We start from the raw sequence: 19,332 nt of genomic DNA, 5'->3' as shown, positions 1-19,332 counted from the left end.
TCGGCTTTGTGAGCCGTCGACAGTCCACATCCCCTGCCGCTACAGTGCCGACCAAACAAGAACGACATCAGGGAGGTGGGTATGAAAGCCCGAAGATTCGTGCTGGTGGTCGCCGTCGGCCTGCTCGGCGCCTTCTCCGCAGCCCCCTCATTGGCGCAGGATTATCCCACCCGCGCAGTCCGGATCGTGGTGCCCTTTGGGGCCGGCGGGCCGGCGGATGTCGCGGCCCGGCTGATCGGCAACGTGCTCCAGGAGAGCTTTGGCCAGCCCTTCGTGATCGAGAACCGCACCGGCGCGGGCGGCGTCATCGGCACGGTCGAAGCGGCGAAGTCGCCGCCCGACGGCTACACGCTGCTGATGATGTCCAACACCCAGACCGCGAACGAATCGCTGCTGACCCCGGACAAGCGCAAATACGAGCTGATGCGCGACCTCGCGCCAATCGCGCCGGTGAACTATTCCGATCTCGTCATCGTGGTGAACCCGCAAGTCGCAGCGAAGACGCTGCAAGAGTTCATCGCGCTCGCCAAGGCACAGCCGGGCAAATTGAACTACGCCTCCTCCGGCCAGGGCACGCCCTATCACATGGCCGGCGAGCTGTTCAAAACCATGGCCGGCGTCGAAATCGTCCACGTGCCCTATCGCAACAGCGGCGAGGCGCGCAGCGGCGTGATCGGCGGACAGGTGCAGATGATGATCGACGCGGTGCCGGCAATGGCGCCGAACATCGGCGAGAACCAGGTCCGCGCGCTCGCCACCACCGGCAAGCAGCGCTCGGCCGTGCTGCCGAACGTGCCGACCGCGATCGAGGCCGGTGTGCCCGGCTACGAGGCGACGATCTGGCTCGGCCTCATGGCTCCCGCGGGCACGCCGAAGCCTGTGATCGACAAGCTCAATGCGGCCGTCAACGCAATGGTGAAGCGGCCTGACATCGTCAAGCTCTGGACAGAACAGGGCGCCATGCCCATGTCGATGACGCCGGAACAGTTCGAAAAATTCCTGCGCGGTGACATCGAGAAATGGGCCGACGTCGTCAAGAAGTTCGACAAGTCGTGAGATCGTAGAGCGAGAATGCCTGCCATTCAATTCCAGCTCAACGGCGCAGCGATGGCCGTGGATGCTGATCCTGACCAGACGCTGCTCGACGTGCTGCGCAGCTGGCTCGCTGTCACCGGTGCGCATTTCGGCTGTGGCGCCGGTGAGTGCGGCGCCTGTTATGTCATGGTCGATGGCCGCGCGATGGCTTCATGCGATATGCCGATGTGGTCGGTTGCGGGCAAGGACGTCGTCACGGTGGAAGGCCTTGGCACGGTCGAGCAACCGCACCCGCTGCAACGCGCCTTCATCTTCGAGCAGGCGATGCAATGCGGCTATTGCGTCTCAGGGATCCTGATCAGTGCAGCAGCCCTGCTGAAGCGCAATCCGTTACCGACGGAGGCCGAGGTCAGAGCGGCGCTGGACCGCAATCTGTGCCGCTGCGGATCGCATAACCGCATGGTCCGTGCGGTGATGCGGGCGGCGGCGGAGATGGCAGCCCTATGACGGTCCCCGCCCCGAAACTGCCGGTCAGTCTGGCGGCCAATCCAAGACTGTCGTCCTGGGTACGATTCACCGGCGAAGGCCGTGTGGCGATCTCGCCCGGCAAGGTCGAGATCGGCCAGGGCATCGTCACGGCGCTGGCGCAAATTGCGGCGGACGAGCTCGATGTTGATATCGGCCGCATCGAGATGATCCGCGCCTCGACGGCGACGAGCCCGAACGAAGGCGTCACCTCGGGCAGCCTGTCGATTCAGCAATCCGGCCGCGCGCTGCGCCAGGCCTGTGCCGAGGTGCGCCAGCGCTTCCTCACCGCTGCATCGGAGCGCCTGGGCGTCGAGGCGGCGCTGCTCGGTGTCGATGACGGCACGATCTCGGGACCGGGCAATGTCAGCACCAGCTATTGGGAGCTGGCTGGTGAGGTTTCTCTTGATCACGACGCGACCGCGAGCGCGACAGCGAAGAGCGCCGCCGACCGCGCGCTCGCCGGGCATTCGGTCCAGCGCGTCGACATTCCCGACAAGGTGTTCGCGCGGCCGCGCTTCATCCACGATTGTTCGCTGCCGGGCCTTTTGCACGGACGCGTGCTGCGGCCGGAGGTTTCAGGGGCCAGATTGATTGCGTTCAATGAGGAGGCTGCGCGCGCTGTCCCTGGCCTCATCGCGATCGTCCGCGACGGCGATTTTGCCGGCGTCGTTGCCGATGGCGAGGCCGCGGCGGAAGCCGCGGTGAAAGCCCTGGGCAAGGGCGCGACATGGTCGGCCGGCGATCCGCTGCCCGACGAAGACGATCTGGCGGGCTTTCTGAAGAGCCAGCCGGTCGAGACTGATGTCATCGACACCAGGACGGCAGCGACGAACAAGCCGGTCCAAACTCTGCGCCGGCAATACACCCGCCCCTACATCGCACACGGCTCGATCGCGCCATCCTGCGCCATGGCGCAATGTGACGGCGATCGCGTCCATGTCTGGACCCACAGCCAGGGCGTCTATCTGCTGCGCGCCGATCTCGCGATCGTGCTCAAGCTGCCGGCCGAGAATATCGTCGTCGAGCACATGGAGGGCGCCGGCTGCTACGGACATAATGCAGCCGACGACGTCGCGCTCGATGCCGTGCTGCTGGCAAAGGCTGCCGGCGGCCGTCCGGTGCGGGTGCAATGGTCTCGCCACGACGAGATGACCCATGCGCCGTTCGGCGCGGCCATGGCCATCGAGATCGAGGCCGATCTCGATGCCGACAACGAGATCACCGGCTGGCGCCATGCGATCTGGAGCAATGGCCATGCGGCGCGGCCGGGGCGCGCGGCGCAGCCTGCGCTGCTTGCCGCAACCGAGATCGCAAATCCCTACCCGCGCATGATCTCGTCCAACCCGCCGGCTGCGAATGGCGGCGGCGCTGATCGCAACTCCGTTCCACTCTATGATCTCCCAGCCTGGACGATCACGAGCCACCGGCTGCTGACGATGCCGGTGCGCACCTCAGCGCTGCGGACCCTCGGCGCGCAAGGCAACGTGTTCGCCATCGAATCCCTGCTCGACGAGATCGCCGTCCTGCGCGGCGAGGACCAGATTGCATTCCGCTTGCGCCATCTGCGCGATGAGCGCGCCAAGGACGTCATCCGCGCTGCCGCGCGACGTGCCGCGTGGAAGCCGCAGAAGCGAACCGGCATCGGTCACGGCGTCGGGTTTGCGCGCTACAAGAACATGGGAGCCTACTGCGCCGCGATTGCCGAGATCGAAGGCACCGACGACATCCGCGTGAAGCGGCTGACGCTTGCTGTCGACGTCGGCGAGGCGATCAATCCGGAGGGTGTCATCAACCAGATCGAGGGCGGCGCGATCCAGGCGACGAGCTGGGTGCTGAAGGAGCGTGTCCGCTTCGATCGGACGCGCATCACCTCGACGTCCTGGACCGACTATCCGATCCTGAGGTTCAGCGAGGTGCCGGCGGTGGATGTCGAAATCATCCAGCGGCCGGAGATCGAGCCGGTCGGCGCCGGTGAGGCCGCGCACGGCCCGGTGACGGCAGCGATCGCCAACGCGGTTTACGACTGCCTCGGCGTGCGCGTGCGCGACCTGCCGATCACGCGCGACAGGATCATTGCAGCTGCGGAGCTTGCATCGTGACGACAGTGAACATTTTGAGTGGCGGCGCAGCGCAAGGCCTTGTCCGCGGCCTTACCGACGCCTTCAAGGCGCAGACCGGCCTCAGTATCGACGGCGAGTTCGGCGCGGTCGGTATCATGGCCGACAAGCTGCGCGCGGGAGCGCTCGCGGATCTCGTGATCCTGACCCAAGTGCTTCTTGCCAAGCTCGCCCAGGAGAAGCTCGTCACCGCCTCCTCGATCGCCGATGTCGGCCCCGTCGAGACTGCGCTGGCCGTCCGCAACCGCGATCCCAGGGTGACGGTGAGGACCGAAGCCGATTTGCGTGAGGTCTTGCGCTCCGCAGATGCCATCTACGTTCCGGACACGAAGGCGTCCACGGCGGGACAGCACGTCGCAAAAGTGCTGGATCAGCTCGGCATCGCCTATGAGGTCGCCTCGCGTCTGAAGATCTTTCCGAACGGCGCAACCGCGATGCGGGAGCTTGCGGCGTCCCCCGCGCAAAGACCGATCGGCTGCACGCAGGCGACCGAGATCATCGCGACCGACGGCATCGCGCTGTCAGGGTCGCTGCCGCCCGGCTGCGAACTCGTGACGATGTACACGGCCGGCGTGACCGCGCGGGCCGCACACCCAAGGGAGGCGGCCGCGCTGATCGCGCTGCTGACCAGCGCAGACCGGAAGGAGCTGCGCCAACGGGCAGGCTTCACCGACTAGAGCCGATGACCGTCCCTATTTGTGCAGTTGGGTAAGCCCGGTCGGCGGGCCATCGACGGCAGTCCAGCCGCCATCGACGAACAGCGTGCTGCCGCTGACATAGCTCGCGGCGTCCGAAGCGAGATAGGCCACGGCGGTGGCGACCTCGTCGGCGCTGCTCCAGCGGTTGAACACGGTGTGGCCGGCGTAGAGATTGTAGATGTCGGGGCGCTGCTTGAACGGGCCGGTCAGCGCGGTCTCGGCGATGCTCGGCGCGATCGCGTTGACGCGCACGCCGGCATGGCCGACCTCCGAGGCAAAGCCCTTCACCAAAAGGCCGATAGCCGCCTTGGTCGAGCCGTAGACGCCGAGGCCCGGCTCGATGGTGACCGCGCGCACCGAGGAGCAGGCGATGATGCTGCCGCCCTTCTGCTCGACCATGATGCGGCCAAAAGCCTGGAAGAACCAGACCGTGCCCTTGACGTTGAGGTTCAGGACGCGATCGAGATCCTCCTCGGTGTAGTCGAGGATGGTCTTGCGGATGTTGAGACCGGGCGTCGTCACGGCGATGTCGAGCCGCGGAAACTTCTGCATCACGATTTTGGCCAGCGCGTTGACGTCCGCAGCGCTTGCGGCGTCGCAGCTAGCCGCTTCCGCCCAGCCACCCTTGTCGCGAATGCCGGCGGCGGTCGCTTCCGCGGCGTCGAGCGCGCGATCGGCGCAGACGACGCGGGCGCCGAGCCCGGCCAGCGCCTCGGCCGACGACTTGCCGATGCCGGAAGCGGCGCCGAGGACGACTGCGGTCTTGCCGGTGAGATCGAAGAGCTTGCGATAGTCCGTCACTGATGGCTTCTCCCTGGTGCTGCTAGCCCTTGTAGCCCATCAGCAGGCGGGGCAGCCACAGCGAGAATGCAGGGACGTAGGTCACGAACATCAAGGCTGCGATCAGCGCGGCATAGAACGGCAGGATGGTGCGCATCACGGCGCCGACCGAGATGCCGCCGATGGCGCAGCCCACGAATTGCGTCGTTCCGACCGGCGGCGTGTTCAGCCCCAGGGCGCAATTGATCAGCATCAGCATGCCGAACTGCACCGGATCCATGCCCGCCTTCATCGCGATCGGCAGGAAGATCGGGGTGCAGATCAGGATGGTCGCGGCCATATCCATGAACGTGCCGAGCACAAACAGGATGACGTTGATGAGCAGGAAGATCATCCAGGGCTGCGTGGAGACCTTGCTCATCATCTCGCCGGCGAGGTCGGCGACCTCGTAGAGTCCCATCAGATACTGGAACATGGTTGAGACGCCGATCAGCAGCAGCACCACGCCCGTCGTCTTCACCGCCTTGGAGGCGGCGCGCAGGAAGTTGCCCCAGGTCATGGTGCGGTAGATGAAGAAGGTCAGCAGGATCGTGTAGGTGACCGCGACGGCTGCGGATTCGGTTGCCGTGAAGACGCCGGACAGGATGCCCGCCAGGATGATGCCGACGATCAGAAGGCCGGGCAGCGCGGCCGCGAACGAGCGGAAAACCTCGGCCCAGCCCGGAAACTTGCCGGCCGGATAGCCGCGCTTCACCGCGACCGCGTAAGCAGCGACCAGCATGCAGACCATCAGCACGAGCGCCGGCAGGAGGCCGGCGGCGATCAGCGCACCGATCGAGACCTTGCCGCCCGCGGCAAGGGCATAGATGATCATGTTGTGACTGGTCGGCATCAAGGCTCCGACCAGCGAGGCATGGGTGGTGACGTTGACGGCGTAGTCGGTGTCGAAACCCTCTTTCTTCATCATCGGGATCATGACTGCGCCCATCGCCGACACGTCGGCGACGGGCGAGCCGGAGACGCCGCCGAACAGGGTGCAGGCGACCACGTTCGACATGCCGAGCCCGCCGCGGATGTGCCCGACGAGATTCTTGGCGAGCTGCACGATCTTGTCGGCGACGCCGCCATGCAGCATCAGCTCACCGCTGAAGACAAAGAACGGAATGGCGAGGAAGGAGAAGATGTTCATCCCCGACATCATCTGCTGGAAGATGACGGCGACCGGCAGGCCTTCGTAGAGGATGGTGCAGATCGCGGAGAGGCCGATCGCGAAGGCGACGGGGACGCCGAGGATCAGGAAGCCGAAGAAGGTGGCGCCGAGGATGATCAGTTCCATGAGGGGACGACCTCTTCGCCGCGCAAGAGAGCAATGATGTGCTCGATTGAAAAGGAGATGATCAGGATGCCGGAGGCGATCAGCGGCACGTAGCGGATCACCTCAGGCAGGCCGAGATTGGGGATCTTCACCGTTCCGACCGACGCCCCGAGGATCCAGCCATTGTAGGCCATCGCAATGCCGAACACGGCCACCAGGACGTGGATCACGAGCTCGATCTTCTCCCGCATGTGATCCGGAAGCATCACCAAGAGACTGTCCATGCCGATGTGTCCGGCATCGCGCACGCCGACGGCGGCGCCGATCAAGGTGACATACAGGATCAGGACCAGCGCGAGGTTCTCCGTCCAGGTCGGGCTGGAATTGAGCACGTAACGTCCGAACACTTGGTAGAAAACGATGACGACGATGACGAGCAGGCCGGCCACGGACAGATACATGCCCGCGCGCGCGACGGGAGCATTGATCCGCGACAGCAATCCGGTGGACGGGCGACCAGTGACCGCCTCGTGCTCGTGGCTTGCGACGTGTGGGTCTGTCATCCCGCGCCTCCCTCCTCCCGAGGGTCCGGTGCCGCAACTGGGCGACTCCGGACCCGACACTGCTATGTTTACTTCGTGTCCTGGATGCGCTTGACGAGGCTCTGGAGCTTCTCGTCACCGGCGAACTTCGTGTACACCGGCTTCATCGCGTCGACGAATTCCGCCTTGTTGGCGATGGTCACGACCTGAACGCCGGCGGCCTCGACGGTCTTGCGGGCGGCTTGCTCGCGCTCGTCCCAGAGCTTGCGCATGACGGGCACCGATTCCTTGGCCGCCTTGCGGATCATCGCCTGATCGTCCTTGCTCAGCGTGTCCCAGACCTTCTTCGACATCACGAGAACTTCCGGCGCCAGCGAGTGCTCGGTGACGTTGTAGAACTTGGCGGCTTCGAAATGGCGCGAGGACTCGTAAGACGGCCAGTTGTTCTCGGCAGCGTCCACGAGGCCGGTCTTGAGCGCGGTATAGACCTCGCCATAGGGCATCGGCGTCGGGTTGGCCCCGAGGCTCTGAATCATGCCGACCCACAGGTCGGATTGCTGGACGCGGATCTTCAGGCCCTTGAGGTCGGCGAGCGACTTGACCGGTGCCTTGACGGTGTAGATGGACCGGGCGCCGCTGTCGTAATAGGCAAGGCCGACCAATCCCGCGGGCTCCATCGCCGCCAGGATCTCATCGCCGATGGGTCCATCGAGGACCGTGCGCATGTGCTGCGTATCCCGGAAGACGAAAGGCAGGCACAACGCGATGGTTTCCGGCACGAAGTTGTTCAGCGGCGATGCGTTGATCCGCATCATGTCGAGCGCGCCGATCTTGAGCTGCTCGATGGTGTCCTTCTCGGATCCCAGGGCTCCGTTGGGAAACACCTTCACGCCGAGCTTGCCGCCGCTCGCCGCCGCGAGCTGCTTGCCCATGAACTTGACGGCCTCGACGGTCGGATAATCGGCGGGGTGGACGTCGGCGGAGCGGAAATCGCGTGCGGTCGCCAGGGGCGCTGAGACCGCCAGTGCAACGGCTGTGATGATACCGGTGAGTGTCTTCATCTGGGCTTTCCTCCTGGTCGACTGGGTTGATTATGTTGTTGTCGGGCCGGCTGCAGGCCGCCTTGGGTCGCTCCACTTCAGGTGTGAAGTCAAGCGCCAATGTCGTCCCTAGGGCGAGCGGCATTCTCTGTCCAAGCCAAATCCAGCATTGATCAATGCAAGAGTTGCATCGATCAATTTCTGGCGCAATTCGCATTAGGGTGGGGTACGGCGGGCTGGCTCGACGTCGCCCGCACGTGACTTGACGCCCCCTACGGAGCCCCCTCAACATGTTCGAAACAGTGGACCATCTCGAGGGAATGCCCATGCCGCGGAAGCTGATCGATATCTCAGTGCCGCTCCGAAACGACGTGACGTCCGATCCGCCCGGCAACCATCCGACGATCCAGTATATCGATCACCAGCAGGGCCTGCCGCGCATGCTGCAGTTCTTCGACGGCCTCAAGGCGCAGGATTTGCCGGACGGCCAGGGCTGGGCCGTCGAGCAGGTCTCGCTGTCGACCCACAACGGGACGCATCTCGATGCGCCCTGGCACTTCCATCCGACCATGAACCGCGGCGAACGGTCATGGACGATCGACGAGGTGCCGCTGGAATGGTGCTTTCAACCGGGCGTGAAGCTCGACTTCCGGCATCTGCCCGACGGCTACGTGGCGAGCGCCGATGATGTCGAGAAGGAGCTGAAACGCATCGGACACACGCTGTCGCCGCTGGAGATCGTCGTCGTTAACACCAGCGCCGGCGCGAAATTCGGCCAAGCCGACTACGTCAATTCCGGCTGCGGCATGGGCTATGAAGCCACCATGTACCTGCTCGAACGCGGCGTCCGCCTGACCGGCACCGACGGCTGGAGCTGGGATGCGCCGTTCGTCTACACCGCGAAGAGATACGCCGAAACAAGGGATGCCAGCCTGATCTGGGAAGGCCACAAGGCGGGACGGCACATCGGCTATTGCCATCTTGAGAAGCTGCACAATCTCGATCAATTGCCCGCGACCGGATTCATGGTCTCATGCTTTCCGGTCAAGATCGAACGCGCCTCCGCAGGCTGGACCCGCGCGATCGCCATCATCGATGGCTAGATGCTCAATAATGTAGAGCACGCTCTACGCTCTCAATCGCCGGAGAGACCGCTCTCGGCGAGTTCGCGCAGTGCATCTGTATCCAGCACGACGATCGCGCCATGCTCGAGACGAACCCAGTTGCGGCCGGACCATGCGCGCAATTGCTTGTTGATGCTCTCGCGCGTCATCCCGACCATCTCGCTGATCTCCTGCTGGGTGATGGCGAGCGTGCCGCTGCCGGAGTCGAGCTTGCGCTCCTCGGTGAGACCGAGCAGTGCGCTGGCGAGCCGGCCCGGCAGGTTCTGGAGGATCACCTGCTCGACCTGCTGGCTGGTCCAGCGCAGGCGCGCGCAGAGCAGCTCGATGAATTTCATCGCCAGCGCCGGCTGGCTCCTCACGAATGGCAGGAAGTCCCGGCGATCGATGATGTAGAGCTCGCAATTGGTGTTCGCGGTGGCATCGGCCGACCTGGGCGCGCCGTCGAGCACCGCGATCTCGCCAAAAATTTCTCCGGGACCGATCAGATTGAGAATGGCATTCCGCCCATCCGGCGACGAAGAGGAGATCTTCACCGTCCCCGAAACCACCGCGAATAGATTGTTACCGGGATCGCCCTTGGCGGCGATCGTCGCGCCACGCTTCACGGTGGTGTGCTTGGCATAGCGGCAGAGTTGATCGAGCGCCTCCGGCTCCAGATCCGCGAAGATCGGGTGCTTACGCAGCACCGATAGTTTGTTGCCCGCTGACTGTCGGGGGTCGCCGGTCTTGTCCTGAGGCACGCCGCTGGGCTCCTAAGACTGCGAGGCATTGGGGTTCCTGCGTAGTCAACGTTATCAGGCTTTTCAACCGGAAAGCACGGGCGCCGTTTTAGGCAAATGCCGCGAAAACGCCGTGGTTAGGCGGAGGGCAACATCCGAAGGATGTGCCGATGCATTTGGATCGATTCAGAGTTGCAGATCGCGCAAGTCGTGATTGCGTTGAGGCGCTGCCGCACGGCCAGAGCTCCGGACGAGCGTCGGCGGTCGGCGTCAGATCGGACGACGATCTCAGGAGCTTCAGCGCTTGGAATCCGGGTCGAGCCGGCCTGCGCTGGTCTGCCGGTCCGCCCAAGCCAAGGCTGCGGCGAAAGCGACGAAGATCGCGACGACGACGACAGTCACCAGCAACGCGTCAGCGGGCATCATGCTTCTCCCGGATTGTCTGAGGCATTATTTTGCGACGGATGGCCGGCGTCATTGATCGGGATCAAAAATCCGCGAGCGTTGCGGACAGACAGAATGTCAGGCCGCGGCCAGCGCCTCGACGCGCGCGGGGTCGCGCAGGCCGATACCGCCATGAAGGATCTCGATTGCACCGTGACGCTCGAGCTTGGTGAAGGTGCGGCTGACGGTTTCGATGGTCAGGCCGAGATAGTCGGCGATGTCCTGACGGCTCATCGGAAGCGGAACGGTGTCCAGCGATCCCCCAAGCGCCAACAGACGCTGGCGCCAGCCGAGCAGAAACGTTGCGACCTTCTCGTCCGCCGAGCGGCGGCCGAGCAGGACCATGTGGTCGCGGGCCTGGCTCAGCTCGCGAATGGCCAGCTCGTTGATCCGCCTGAGCAGCTGCGGCCGGCTCTCGATGAAACGGCCGAAAGCTGCTTTGGCGAACTGGCACACGGTCACAGCGCCGATCGCGTCGGCCGAAAAATTGTGGCGGCCGGAAAGGTTTATCCCCAGGAAATCGCCCGGCAAAGCAAAGCCCACGATCTGCCGCCGACCGTCAGGCAGCAACTTGTACAGCCGCATGACGCCTTCGATAACATTGTAGAACGAGGTCGTGATGTCCTCTTCGGAAAACACGGTCTCGCCTGAGCCAAAATGGACACGGCGCCCCAGATGTTCGAATTCCCTGAGTTCGGCTGCATCCAGTGACGAGCAAACCGCCGATGCACGTACGGCACAATCGCTGCAGAAATGCCCGTTCGGCTCAATCGTGACCACGGAAGGCTTCATCCACCGCTCCAAGCGTCGGCCCAGCTCTGCCCCCGGGCCGAGTTGCCACGCATCTGCATTTTACTGCGCTGTGACAAAGCCGATTGACTCAGATCAATTTTGGCCGAGGTCCCCGCCTTATTCTGTCGTTCCAGAGTTCGACGGGGATCACTTTCCATGCTGCAAAGCGCGCTGCGTCACGGCCTGATTGGGCTGCTCCTGATCACGCCTGCGCAAGCAGCCACGACCGCCGAGCAGCGCGGCAAGGCCTTTGCACGGGCAAATTGCGCTCGCTGCCATGCGATCGACCTTGTCTCCGAAAGTCCGCTCAAGAGCGCGCCAGCGCTGCGCACCCTGCATCGGCGTTATCCGATCGAGACCCTTGGAGAGGCACTGGCCGAAGGTATCTACACCGGCCATGCCGACATGCCCGCCTTCGAGCTCAATCCGGACCAGATCCACGACCTCCTGTCCTACCTGAAGACTCTGGAATAGCAGGCATCATACCGCCTGCACGGTCCAGCCGATCAGCTCCTTTGCGATCCGGGCAAAGGCGGCATCGAACGCTGCGACTGAAGCGGCCGGCTCGACCTTGTCGAGCTTCTCGGTGGTCTCAACGAGGCGCGAGGCAATCACCTTGCCGTTCTTGTCGACGATCCGCGCCGACAGTCCGATCTCGACTTTCGCCTCCCCGTCTGTCGCGATCCGAAAGCGTCTGATGTCGATCAGGAGCTGGTAGTCCGCCTGACCGAGATCGGTCGTGCGTAGCGGGGCGTGGGCAATGTCGTAATTCTCGAAACTGTCGATCAGGCGTGCCTGCACCAGTTTTGGAATGCTGTCGGCCCAGAGGAAATCGGCAAAGCCCGGATTGTCGCCGACCGGCGAGAACAGCATGCGCTGGGTCTGGAGCATCGCGACTGCGGTCGGCTCGGGAATGGCCAGTGACGCAGACAGCGTCTTTCCGGCCGGCCCCAGATTCTTCGGCGTGCGCAGGTCATAGGTGACCTTCTGCGCGGGCGCTCCGCCACCGGTCATCTTCTCGAGGCCTGCCAGAATGCCGTCGATCTTGCCGGTGTTGCGCGCGAGCCCGTCGGAGAACGTCTTCAAATTGGCGATGGTGTCCTTCAGCGGGCCGGAATTGTCCTCCAGCACCGTGTCGACCTTCCGCAGCGCATCGCGCGCCGCCTGCGTCATGCTCTGGCCTGCCCCGGCCTCGGCGATCAAGGTCAGCGGCTCGCCGGACTTGGCTTCGGACTTGGCTTCGGACTTGGCGTCGGACTTGGCATCGGACTGGGCGCCCGACTTGGCGACGATCATGCCGCCCTCCAGCGTCACCACCGGCACACCGGTCAAGCCCTGGAAATCGAGCCCGACCTTGGTGTCGGCACGCACTGGCGTCGCCGCCGCCACCGAGATCGTCGCATTGACGAAGCGCGGGTTATCCGGCGCGAGCCCGAGCTCGGTCACCTCACCGACGCGGATGCCGTTGAACAGCACGCCGGCGCCAACCAGCAGACCCGGCACCGGTCCCTGGAATTGGACGTGGTAGTTCGTGCGCGGCCCGATGCCGCCGGTGTTGTTCAGCCAATAGACGAAGCCGAACACCGCGAGGATCGCAGCCAGCACGAAGGTGCCGATCAGCACGTAAGGAGCGCGGGTTTCCATGTGTCATCTCATTTCGTGTTGCAGCATCTGCGAGCGCTTGCCGTGGAAATAGGCCCGCACCCAGGGATGCTCGGATTGCAGCAGTTCGCGCATCGGGCCGATCGCGACGATCCTGCCGTCGGCCAGGGCGGCCACGCGGTCGCAGACCGTCGTCAGGCTCGCAAGGTCGTGGGTGACCATGAACACGGTGAGGCCCAGGGTCTTTTGCAGCGTCTTGATCAGCGCGTCGAAATCGCCGGCGGCGATCGGGTCGAGGCCGGACGTCGGCTCGTCCAGGAACAGGATCGTCGGATCGAGCGCGAGCGCGCGCGCCAGCGCCACGCGCTTGGTCATGCCGCCCGACAGCTCCGCCGGAAATTTGTCCGCATCCTGCGCCCGCAGCCCGACCATCTCTAGCTTGGCAATCGCGATCTCGTCCATCAGCTCCTGCGACAGGACGAGATTTTCCCGCAGTGGAAACTGGACGTTCTGTCTCACCGTCAGCGATGAGAACAGCGCGCCCTGCTGAAAAAGGATGCCCCAAGTCGTGGCCGTGCCTTGAGCGCGGCCGCCGACTGGCTGTCCCATGACTTCGATGCTGCCGCTTCGGCGCGGGATGAGGCCGATGATAGTGCGCATCAGCACCGACTTGCCGCCGCCGGACGCTCCGACCAGCCCGAGGATCTCACCCCGTCGGACGTCGAGCGACAGATGGTCGAGCACGATCTGGCGGCCGAAGCCGACCACGAGATCGCGGACGCGGATCGCGAACTCTTCCTGCGATTCCTCCATCGTCACATTCCAATCGAAGCGAAGAAGATCGCGAACAGGCCGTCGAGCACGATCACCAGGAAGATCGATTTCACCACCGATGTCGTGGTCTGCCGTCCCAGCGACTCGGCGCTGCCCTTGACGCGCAATCCTTCGCTACAGGCGACGATCCCGATCACCAGCGCCATGAACGGCGCCTTCAGGATCCCCACCTCGAAATGGGTAATGGAAATGGCGTCATGCAGCCGTGCGATGTAGATCGCCGGTCCCATGTCGCCGTAGAACTGTGCGACCAGCCCGCCGCCATAGAGCGCGGCAATCGATCCGATGAAGGCGAGGATCGGCAGCGCGATGACGAGCGCGGCAACGCGCGGCAGGATCAGGACGTCGACGGGGTCGAGGCCCATGGTCGAGAGCGCGTCGATCTCCTCGCGCATCTTCATCGAGCCAAGCTCGGCGGTATAGGCGCTTCCCGACCGTCCGGCGACCATGATGGCGACGATCAGCACGCCGAGCTCGCGCAGCACCAGGATGCCGACCATGTCGACTGTGTAGGACTCCGCGCCGAACCTGCGGAAATGGAAGAATCCCTGCTGGGCGATGATGGCGCCGATCAGGAAGGTGATCAGCACGATGATGGGAATCGCCTGCCATCCGATGCGGTAAAGCTGATAGACCAGCGAGGTCAGCCGCAGCGATCGCGGCCGGCGCAGCACGCCGATCATAGCCATGAATAACGCGCCAAGCATTTGAAGAAAGATCGCGACGTCTTCCCGCGCAGCAATCGTGGCCTTGCCGAGATCGCCGAGCCTGAGCAGGAGGGGATTTGACGTGGCTATGGGTGTCGGCGCGTCGCGGTTGACCTGGCGCACCTCGTCCATCAGCCCACTGAAATGATCGGCGACACCAACGAATTCAGCCGATCTGCCGGATGATGCAGCCCGGCGCGACAGCTTCTCCAGGACCCAGGCGCCGAGCGTGTCGAGCGCGCTGACGCCCGACATGTCCAGGGTCACGGCTCTGGATCGATCGACGTCCGCCCCGACCGACCGGGACAGCGATTCGAGCGTCACCACATTCGCTGCGGTCCACGGCCCTTCCGGGCGCAATTTCAGCACATCGCCGGACGGCGTCGCCAGCAACAGCGGTTCGGGGTTCACGCTTCCACCTCATCGGGATGATTGGCGCCCATTCAGCCGGGATTTCTAGGCCAGCATGTGGCGGCCGGGTTGACCTGTCTCAAGACCAGGGCAACACCGCACCTCCTTGACGCATATCAAGTACGGTTGCGCCCGAGGATCCTAGATTCGTTGGCGATCAATGGGGGGTATCAAACCATGTTCGACAGCGACAAGATGAGCGACGAACTGCGAGCGCTGAAGGTTGACGTCACGCGCCTTTTGAGCACCGCCGGCGAGGAGATCTACGACAGTTCGAAAGATCGGGCCGAGGCGCTGGCCGATCAGATCAGGGCTGCGCTCACCGAGCTTGGCGAGACCGTCGACGAAGAGCAGGAGCAGCTTCAGGGCCTCATTGCGGAGCGGCCGATCACATCGCTCGCCTCCGTCTTCGCGCTCGGCGTGATGGTCGGCTTCATGCTGAGGAGGCACTAGGTGAATACCGAGAATGTCGTCAAACATCTGCGCGTGCTGTGGCGCACCGATCGGATCATCGCGGACATCAGGCTGCGCCATCTGTTGATGGGGCTTGGCCTTCGCGCCTTCGCAGCGCTGATCGCGGCCTTCGGACTCCTGATGCTGGAGCTCTCGGCCTATTTCGCGCTGGTGCAGATCTGGAGTGCGATTACTGCGGCCGCCATCCTCGGCGCCGTCAACTTCGTCATCGCGGCAGCTCTGTTCATGGTCGCCGGCCGCGCTCCGTCAGGGCGTGACATCGAATTTGCGAACGAAATTCATGACGCATCCATCGAAGCCCTTCAGCTCGAGGCGCGCGCGCTCCAGGTCCAGGTGTCAGGCGCCGTGCATCATCCGCTCAGCACCGTCGTGCCGGTGCTGGTGCCGCTGATTGCGATCATCGTCAAGAATTTGCGAACGACGGCCAAGAAATCCACCGCAACGTCGGCTGAAGCGCACTCCTAAAGCGCGCGCTCAGAGCTTCAGCCTGACGTCGCAGATATCAGGCTCGGCGGGATCCGGCTTGACCTCGAAGCCGAGCTGCCGGCACATCTCGAGCATCACGATGTTCTCCTGAAGCACGTCGCCCGATATGGTCTTCAGCCCTTCCGACTTCGCATAGTCGATGATCAGCTGCATCAGAGCCCATCCGAGTCCCCTGCCCTTGAGATCGGACCGCAGCAGAATGGCATATTCGCCGCTCTCGTAGATCGAATCCGAATGGAGCCGGACGACGCCGACCATTTCGCCGGTCTCCCCGTCGAACGCGATGAAGGCCATCGCGCGTGCATAATCGAGCTGGGTCAGGCGCGCGATGAACTCGTGGGTGAACTCCTTCATCGGCGCGAAGAAGCGCAGACGGAGGTCGTGCGGCGTGACGTGACGCAGGAATTCGTGGATGGTCGGCTCGTCCTCAGGGCGCATGGGCCGCACGAAGATGCGCCAGCCGTCCTTCAGCTCCAGGCGGCGTTCCCATTGCGACGGATAGGCCCGAACGGCAAAATTGGCCGGCCCGGAGCCTGCAAACTTTCGCTGCGGCGGGCCCACGGCGACGCGGGCATCGACCGCGGTCACGCCGGTTTCGTCCGCGAGCAGCGGGTTGATGTCGAATTCGCGGATTTCGGGAATGTCGGCGGCCATCTGCGCCAGCTTGACCAGCACCATGGCGACCGCATCCGGCTTCACTGCCGGCACGTCCCGGTAGGCGCGAAGCAGCCGTGACACGCGCGTGCGGTCGATCAGGTCGCGGGCGAGCTGCAGATCGAGCGGCGGCAGCGCAAGCGCCTTATCATTGATGATCTCCACGGCCGTCCCGCCCCGGCCGAAGACGACGACGGTGCCGAAGGTGGGATCATCGGCGAGACCGAGGATCAGCTCGCGCGCCTTCGCCTTGACCACCATCGCTTGGACGATGACACCGCCGATGCGGGCTTCGGGTCGCAGCTTCCTCGCCCGGTCGAGAATGTCGGTGGCAGCCGCGCGCACCGCATCCGGCGTGGTCAGATTGAGGATGACGCCGCCGACATCTGACTTGTGAACGATGTCACGCGACATGATCTTCAGCACGACGGTCGCGCCTTTCGCGAACATGTCGTTCGCATAGGCCACCGCCTGCTCGACATCGGTTGCGGCATAGGTCGGCACCATCGCAATGTCGTAGGCTTCGAGCAGGTGCTTGATCTCGACAGGCTCGAGCCATTGACGGCCGTCGGCAATCGCGGCCGTGACGATCTGCCTCGCCGCCTTGGCGTCCGGCACGAACGTGTCGGGCATCGCGGGCGGAACCTGGCTCAATTCTTCAACCACTTCGCGGTGCCGGACCAGATGCATGAAGCCGCGCACGGCATCATCCTCGGTCGGGTAATTCGGAATGCCCGCGCCGGAGAGCGTCTGAATGATGTTCTGGTCGGCTCCGACCCAGGCGGCAAGGACGGGCTTTGCCCAGCGGCGATGCTGCTCGCGATATTTGCCGACGAGCTCCGTCATGGTCGTGGCGATGTCGGCCGCCGAGGCGATCGCCGTCTGCACGTTGAGGACGAGGACGGCGTCATTGTCGGGATCGGCGAGCAACACCCCCAGCGCCGCTGCGTAGCGCGCGGCGTCGGCGTCACCCACGATGTCGACGGGATTAGCACCGGACCAGGTCGGCGGCAGCACGTCATCGAGTTTCTTGCGCGCGTCCGCCGAGATCGATGCCGGAATTCCGCCAAGCTCGACCAATCGATCGATGGCGAGGACGCCGATGCCACCACCATTGGTCAGGATGGCGAGGCGCTTTCCCGCCGGCGATTCGACGCGGCCAAGCGTCTCGGCGCAATCGAACAGCTCGCGCAGATCGGAGACCCGCAGCACGCCCGCGCGGCGGAACGCCGCGTCATAGACGACATCAGTGCCGGCGAGCGCCCCGGTGTGCGTGGCCGCGGCCTTCGCTCCCTGCGCCATCCGGCCGGACTTCACCACGACGACCGGCTTCACGCGCGCGGCGGCGCGCGCCGCCGACATGAACTTGCGGGCGTCCTTGATCGCCTCGATATAGAGCAGGATCGCGCGGGTCTTGTGATCCATCGCGAAATAGTCGAGCAGATCGGCAAGGTCGACGTCGATCTGATCGCCGATCGAGACGATGCCGGAGAAGCCAACGCCGCGCTGCGCCGCCCAATCGACCATGCTGGCCGCGATCGCGCCCGATTGCGAGATCAGCGCGAGATTTCCCGCGCCTGGCATGTGCGCGGCGAAGCTGGCATTGAGGCTTACGGCGGGCATCATGATGCCGAGACAGTTCGGACCGATCAGCCGCATGCCGTGCTTGCGGGCCGCGGCGATTGCAGCCTCGTGCAGGGATCCCGGTCCGTGGCCGAGCCCGGCCGAGACGATCAGCGCGCCCGCCGAGCCGCGACGTCCGGCCTGATCGATGATGCCGGGAACCTCCCGCGCCGGCGCGGTGATGACCACGAGCTCGGGGACGAAGTCCAACCTGTCCAGACTCTTCACCGCGGCGATGCCGCCGATCTCGGCATGGCGCGGATTGACGAGGCCAAACTGTCCTTTGAACTCGGCGCCGCGGATGTTCTCCAGGACGGCGCGTCCCACCGAGACCGGGCGGGCACTCGCGCCGACCAGCGCGACCGAACGCGGTGACAGCAGATTCTTCAGGCGGTAGGTGGACATGAAAGCAAATGCGCCCGGTCGCTGGCGGTTCCGAGGATGGAAGATCAGGCTGGAAACTGCGTGCCTAGTGCGAGATCATAACCCAGCACGGTGGCTGGCCAATGACGGTCTTTGTCACACCGCCCCAAACGATCTCGTTCAGGCGCGAATGATGATAGGCGCCCATCACGATCGCATCGATCGCATGGGAATTCGCCCAGCTTCCGAGCACCTTTCCGATCGAACTGCCGCCGCATTTCGTCGTTTCGAACGAGGCGTGAACGCCGTGTTCCCTGAGGTGGTCGACGAGTGCCGTTCCGGATTGCACGATCGCGTCGGTCTTCTCGTCCACCACGGTCACCACGCGGACCGATGCGGCCGCCTGAAGGACCGGCAGCGCATCGCCGACCGCACGCGCCGCACGCGCAGAGTGATCCCACGCGATCATGACGTTCTCGAATTCCGGTCGCAGCTCGTCGACGTGCTGTTCCGGGCAGAGCAGGAGCGGCCGCCCGGATTCGAACAGGAGCGTCTCGATGATGTGTTCCGTTCGGCTGTCGTGCGGCTTCACCGGGAGCAACGTGAGATCGCTGAAGCGCGCATGCTCGGCCAGGATCGAAGCGATCTGGTCTGCCGGCACCTTGGCCGATCGGCCATGGGCGCGAATGTCGGCGCGGGACGATACATCAGCAAAGGCATTCAGGAGCAGCTGCATATCGCCCGCCCCAAGCAACCCCGTTGCCTCGGCCGCAGCGGGATCGTCCGGCAGCAGCACTTTCGGCCGCACGAAAACATCTTCCTCGAGCGCAAGTGCGGTGATCCTGGCGCCGAGATCGGCGGCGACAGCCACGCATTTCTCGATCGCGGCTAGAAGCGGCCGGCGCGGCTGGCCGACAAGCGGCAGAAAGACGTCCTTGATGGCCATCGGGATTCTCCTTGGCCGCCAGCATAGGCCGGGTTTCGTCGGGACGCTTGATCCTCGTCAAGCCCGGGGAACTCCGTCCGGTCGGTTGGCGACGGCCC

20 protein-coding genes are annotated in these 19,332 nt (G+C 64.4%); 8 read left to right on the top strand and 12 right to left on the bottom strand.

What is annotated here, in order from left to right:
• Positions 1-81 precede the first annotated feature (81 nt).
• The 4 genes from ACR9YP_RS17640 to ACR9YP_RS17625 are packed head-to-tail and all read left to right on the top strand — an operon-like array spanning position 82 to position 4,357.
• Positions 82-1,056 carry a Bug family tripartite tricarboxylate transporter substrate binding protein gene (locus ACR9YP_RS17640; RefSeq protein ID WP_438106781.1) on the top strand — a complete coding sequence of 325 codons (975 nt, stop codon included), beginning with the start codon at positions 82-84 and terminating at the stop codon, positions 1,054-1,056.
• Between the two features lie 15 nt (positions 1,057-1,071).
• A complete protein-coding gene (locus tag ACR9YP_RS17635) occupies positions 1,072-1,542 on the top strand; it encodes a (2Fe-2S)-binding protein (RefSeq protein WP_474220562.1) in 471 nt (156 codons plus the stop codon).
• Complete coding sequence (locus tag ACR9YP_RS17630; protein ID WP_474220561.1) at positions 1,539-3,662, top strand: xanthine dehydrogenase family protein molybdopterin-binding subunit; 2,124 nt, start codon at positions 1,539-1,541, stop codon at positions 3,660-3,662. The genes ACR9YP_RS17635 and ACR9YP_RS17630 overlap by 4 nt, the downstream gene beginning before the upstream one ends.
• Entirely contained in the window at positions 3,659-4,357 is a 699-nt protein-coding gene (locus ACR9YP_RS17625; protein WP_474220560.1) for a molybdate ABC transporter substrate-binding protein, read from the top strand. The genes ACR9YP_RS17630 and ACR9YP_RS17625 overlap by 4 nt, the downstream gene beginning before the upstream one ends.
• A 15-nt stretch (positions 4,358-4,372) precedes the next feature.
• Here the strand turns inward: ACR9YP_RS17625 and ACR9YP_RS17620 are convergent, their stop codons facing one another.
• The 4 genes from ACR9YP_RS17620 to ACR9YP_RS17605 form a co-directional block, all read right to left on the bottom strand.
• On the bottom strand, positions 4,373-5,179 hold the full coding sequence (locus tag ACR9YP_RS17620; protein WP_474220559.1) for an SDR family NAD(P)-dependent oxidoreductase: 807 nt from the start codon (positions 5,177-5,179) through the stop codon (positions 4,373-4,375).
• Positions 5,180-5,201: 22 nt separating this feature from the next.
• Entirely contained in the window at positions 5,202-6,494 is a 1,293-nt protein-coding gene (locus ACR9YP_RS17615; RefSeq protein ID WP_474220558.1) for a TRAP transporter large permease, read from the bottom strand.
• Entirely contained in the window at positions 6,485-7,036 is a 552-nt protein-coding gene (locus ACR9YP_RS17610; protein ID WP_128932589.1) for a TRAP transporter small permease, read from the bottom strand. The genes ACR9YP_RS17615 and ACR9YP_RS17610 overlap by 10 nt, the downstream gene beginning before the upstream one ends.
• A gap of 68 nt (positions 7,037-7,104) precedes the next feature.
• Positions 7,105-8,076, bottom strand: a complete 972-nt coding sequence (locus ACR9YP_RS17605; RefSeq protein WP_091890026.1) for a TRAP transporter substrate-binding protein — start codon at positions 8,074-8,076, stop codon at positions 7,105-7,107.
• 305 nt (positions 8,077-8,381) lie between these two features.
• Here ACR9YP_RS17605 and ACR9YP_RS17600 point away from each other — a divergent pair, with 305 nt between their 5' ends.
• On the top strand, positions 8,382-9,158 hold the full coding sequence (locus ACR9YP_RS17600) for a cyclase family protein (protein ID WP_474221080.1): 777 nt from the start codon (positions 8,382-8,384) through the stop codon (positions 9,156-9,158).
• Between the two features lie 32 nt (positions 9,159-9,190).
• On the opposite strand, the gene ACR9YP_RS17595 is transcribed toward ACR9YP_RS17600, so the two are convergent.
• The 3 genes from ACR9YP_RS17595 to ACR9YP_RS17585 form a co-directional block, all read right to left on the bottom strand.
• Positions 9,191-9,919: a Crp/Fnr family transcriptional regulator gene (locus ACR9YP_RS17595; RefSeq protein WP_474220557.1), complete on the bottom strand. Its 729-nt coding sequence runs from the start codon at positions 9,917-9,919 to the stop codon at positions 9,191-9,193.
• A 276-nt stretch (positions 9,920-10,195) separates the two neighbouring features.
• The gene (locus tag ACR9YP_RS17590) at positions 10,196-10,324 is read right to left on the bottom strand and encodes a hypothetical protein (protein ID WP_256477624.1); all 129 of its coding nucleotides are present in this window, start codon (positions 10,322-10,324) and stop codon (positions 10,196-10,198) included.
• A gap of 96 nt (positions 10,325-10,420) precedes the next feature.
• Positions 10,421-11,134 carry a helix-turn-helix domain-containing protein gene (locus ACR9YP_RS17585; RefSeq protein ID WP_474220556.1) on the bottom strand — a complete coding sequence of 238 codons (714 nt, stop codon included), beginning with the start codon at positions 11,132-11,134 and terminating at the stop codon, positions 10,421-10,423.
• A 156-nt stretch (positions 11,135-11,290) separates the two neighbouring features.
• Between ACR9YP_RS17585 and ACR9YP_RS17580 the strand changes: the two genes are divergently transcribed.
• The gene (locus ACR9YP_RS17580) at positions 11,291-11,608 is read left to right on the top strand and encodes a c-type cytochrome (protein WP_474220555.1); all 318 of its coding nucleotides are present in this window, start codon (positions 11,291-11,293) and stop codon (positions 11,606-11,608) included.
• 6 nt (positions 11,609-11,614) lie between these two features.
• Here the strand turns inward: ACR9YP_RS17580 and ACR9YP_RS17575 are convergent, their stop codons facing one another.
• From ACR9YP_RS17575 to ACR9YP_RS17565, 3 genes are read right to left on the bottom strand one after another with little or no spacing between them, the layout of a single operon-like run.
• A complete protein-coding gene (locus ACR9YP_RS17575) occupies positions 11,615-12,778 on the bottom strand; it encodes an ABC-type transport auxiliary lipoprotein family protein (protein WP_474220554.1) in 1,164 nt (387 codons plus the stop codon).
• Positions 12,779-12,781: 3 nt separating this feature from the next.
• Positions 12,782-13,549, bottom strand: coding sequence for an ABC transporter ATP-binding protein (locus tag ACR9YP_RS17570; protein ID WP_474220552.1), 768 nt, complete (start codon positions 13,547-13,549; stop codon positions 12,782-12,784).
• 2 nt (positions 13,550-13,551) lie between these two features.
• The gene (locus ACR9YP_RS17565) at positions 13,552-14,688 is read right to left on the bottom strand and encodes an ABC transporter permease (protein WP_474220551.1); all 1,137 of its coding nucleotides are present in this window, start codon (positions 14,686-14,688) and stop codon (positions 13,552-13,554) included.
• Between the two features lie 177 nt (positions 14,689-14,865).
• Between ACR9YP_RS17565 and ACR9YP_RS17560 the strand changes: the two genes are divergently transcribed.
• Positions 14,866-15,141, top strand: a complete 276-nt coding sequence (locus ACR9YP_RS17560; protein ID WP_128932582.1) for a hypothetical protein — start codon at positions 14,866-14,868, stop codon at positions 15,139-15,141.
• Positions 15,142-15,627, top strand: coding sequence for a phage holin family protein (locus tag ACR9YP_RS17555; RefSeq protein WP_474220550.1), 486 nt, complete (start codon positions 15,142-15,144; stop codon positions 15,625-15,627).
• 9 nt (positions 15,628-15,636) lie between these two features.
• Here ACR9YP_RS17555 and ACR9YP_RS17550 read toward each other — a convergent pair whose 3' ends face one another.
• Both ACR9YP_RS17550 and ACR9YP_RS17545 read right to left on the bottom strand, forming a co-directional pair.
• Positions 15,637-18,330, bottom strand: a complete 2,694-nt coding sequence (locus ACR9YP_RS17550; RefSeq protein ID WP_474220549.1) for a bifunctional acetate--CoA ligase family protein/GNAT family N-acetyltransferase — start codon at positions 18,328-18,330, stop codon at positions 15,637-15,639.
• Between the two features lie 64 nt (positions 18,331-18,394).
• Complete coding sequence (locus ACR9YP_RS17545; RefSeq protein ID WP_474220548.1) at positions 18,395-19,234, bottom strand: universal stress protein; 840 nt, start codon at positions 19,232-19,234, stop codon at positions 18,395-18,397.
• Between the last annotated feature and the right edge of the window lie 98 nt (positions 19,235-19,332).

This window comes from Bradyrhizobium sp. BR14999, assembly GCF_056106085.1.
The sequence above is the reverse complement of the archived record's forward strand: the minus strand, read 5'-3'. Positions and strand labels throughout refer to the sequence as shown.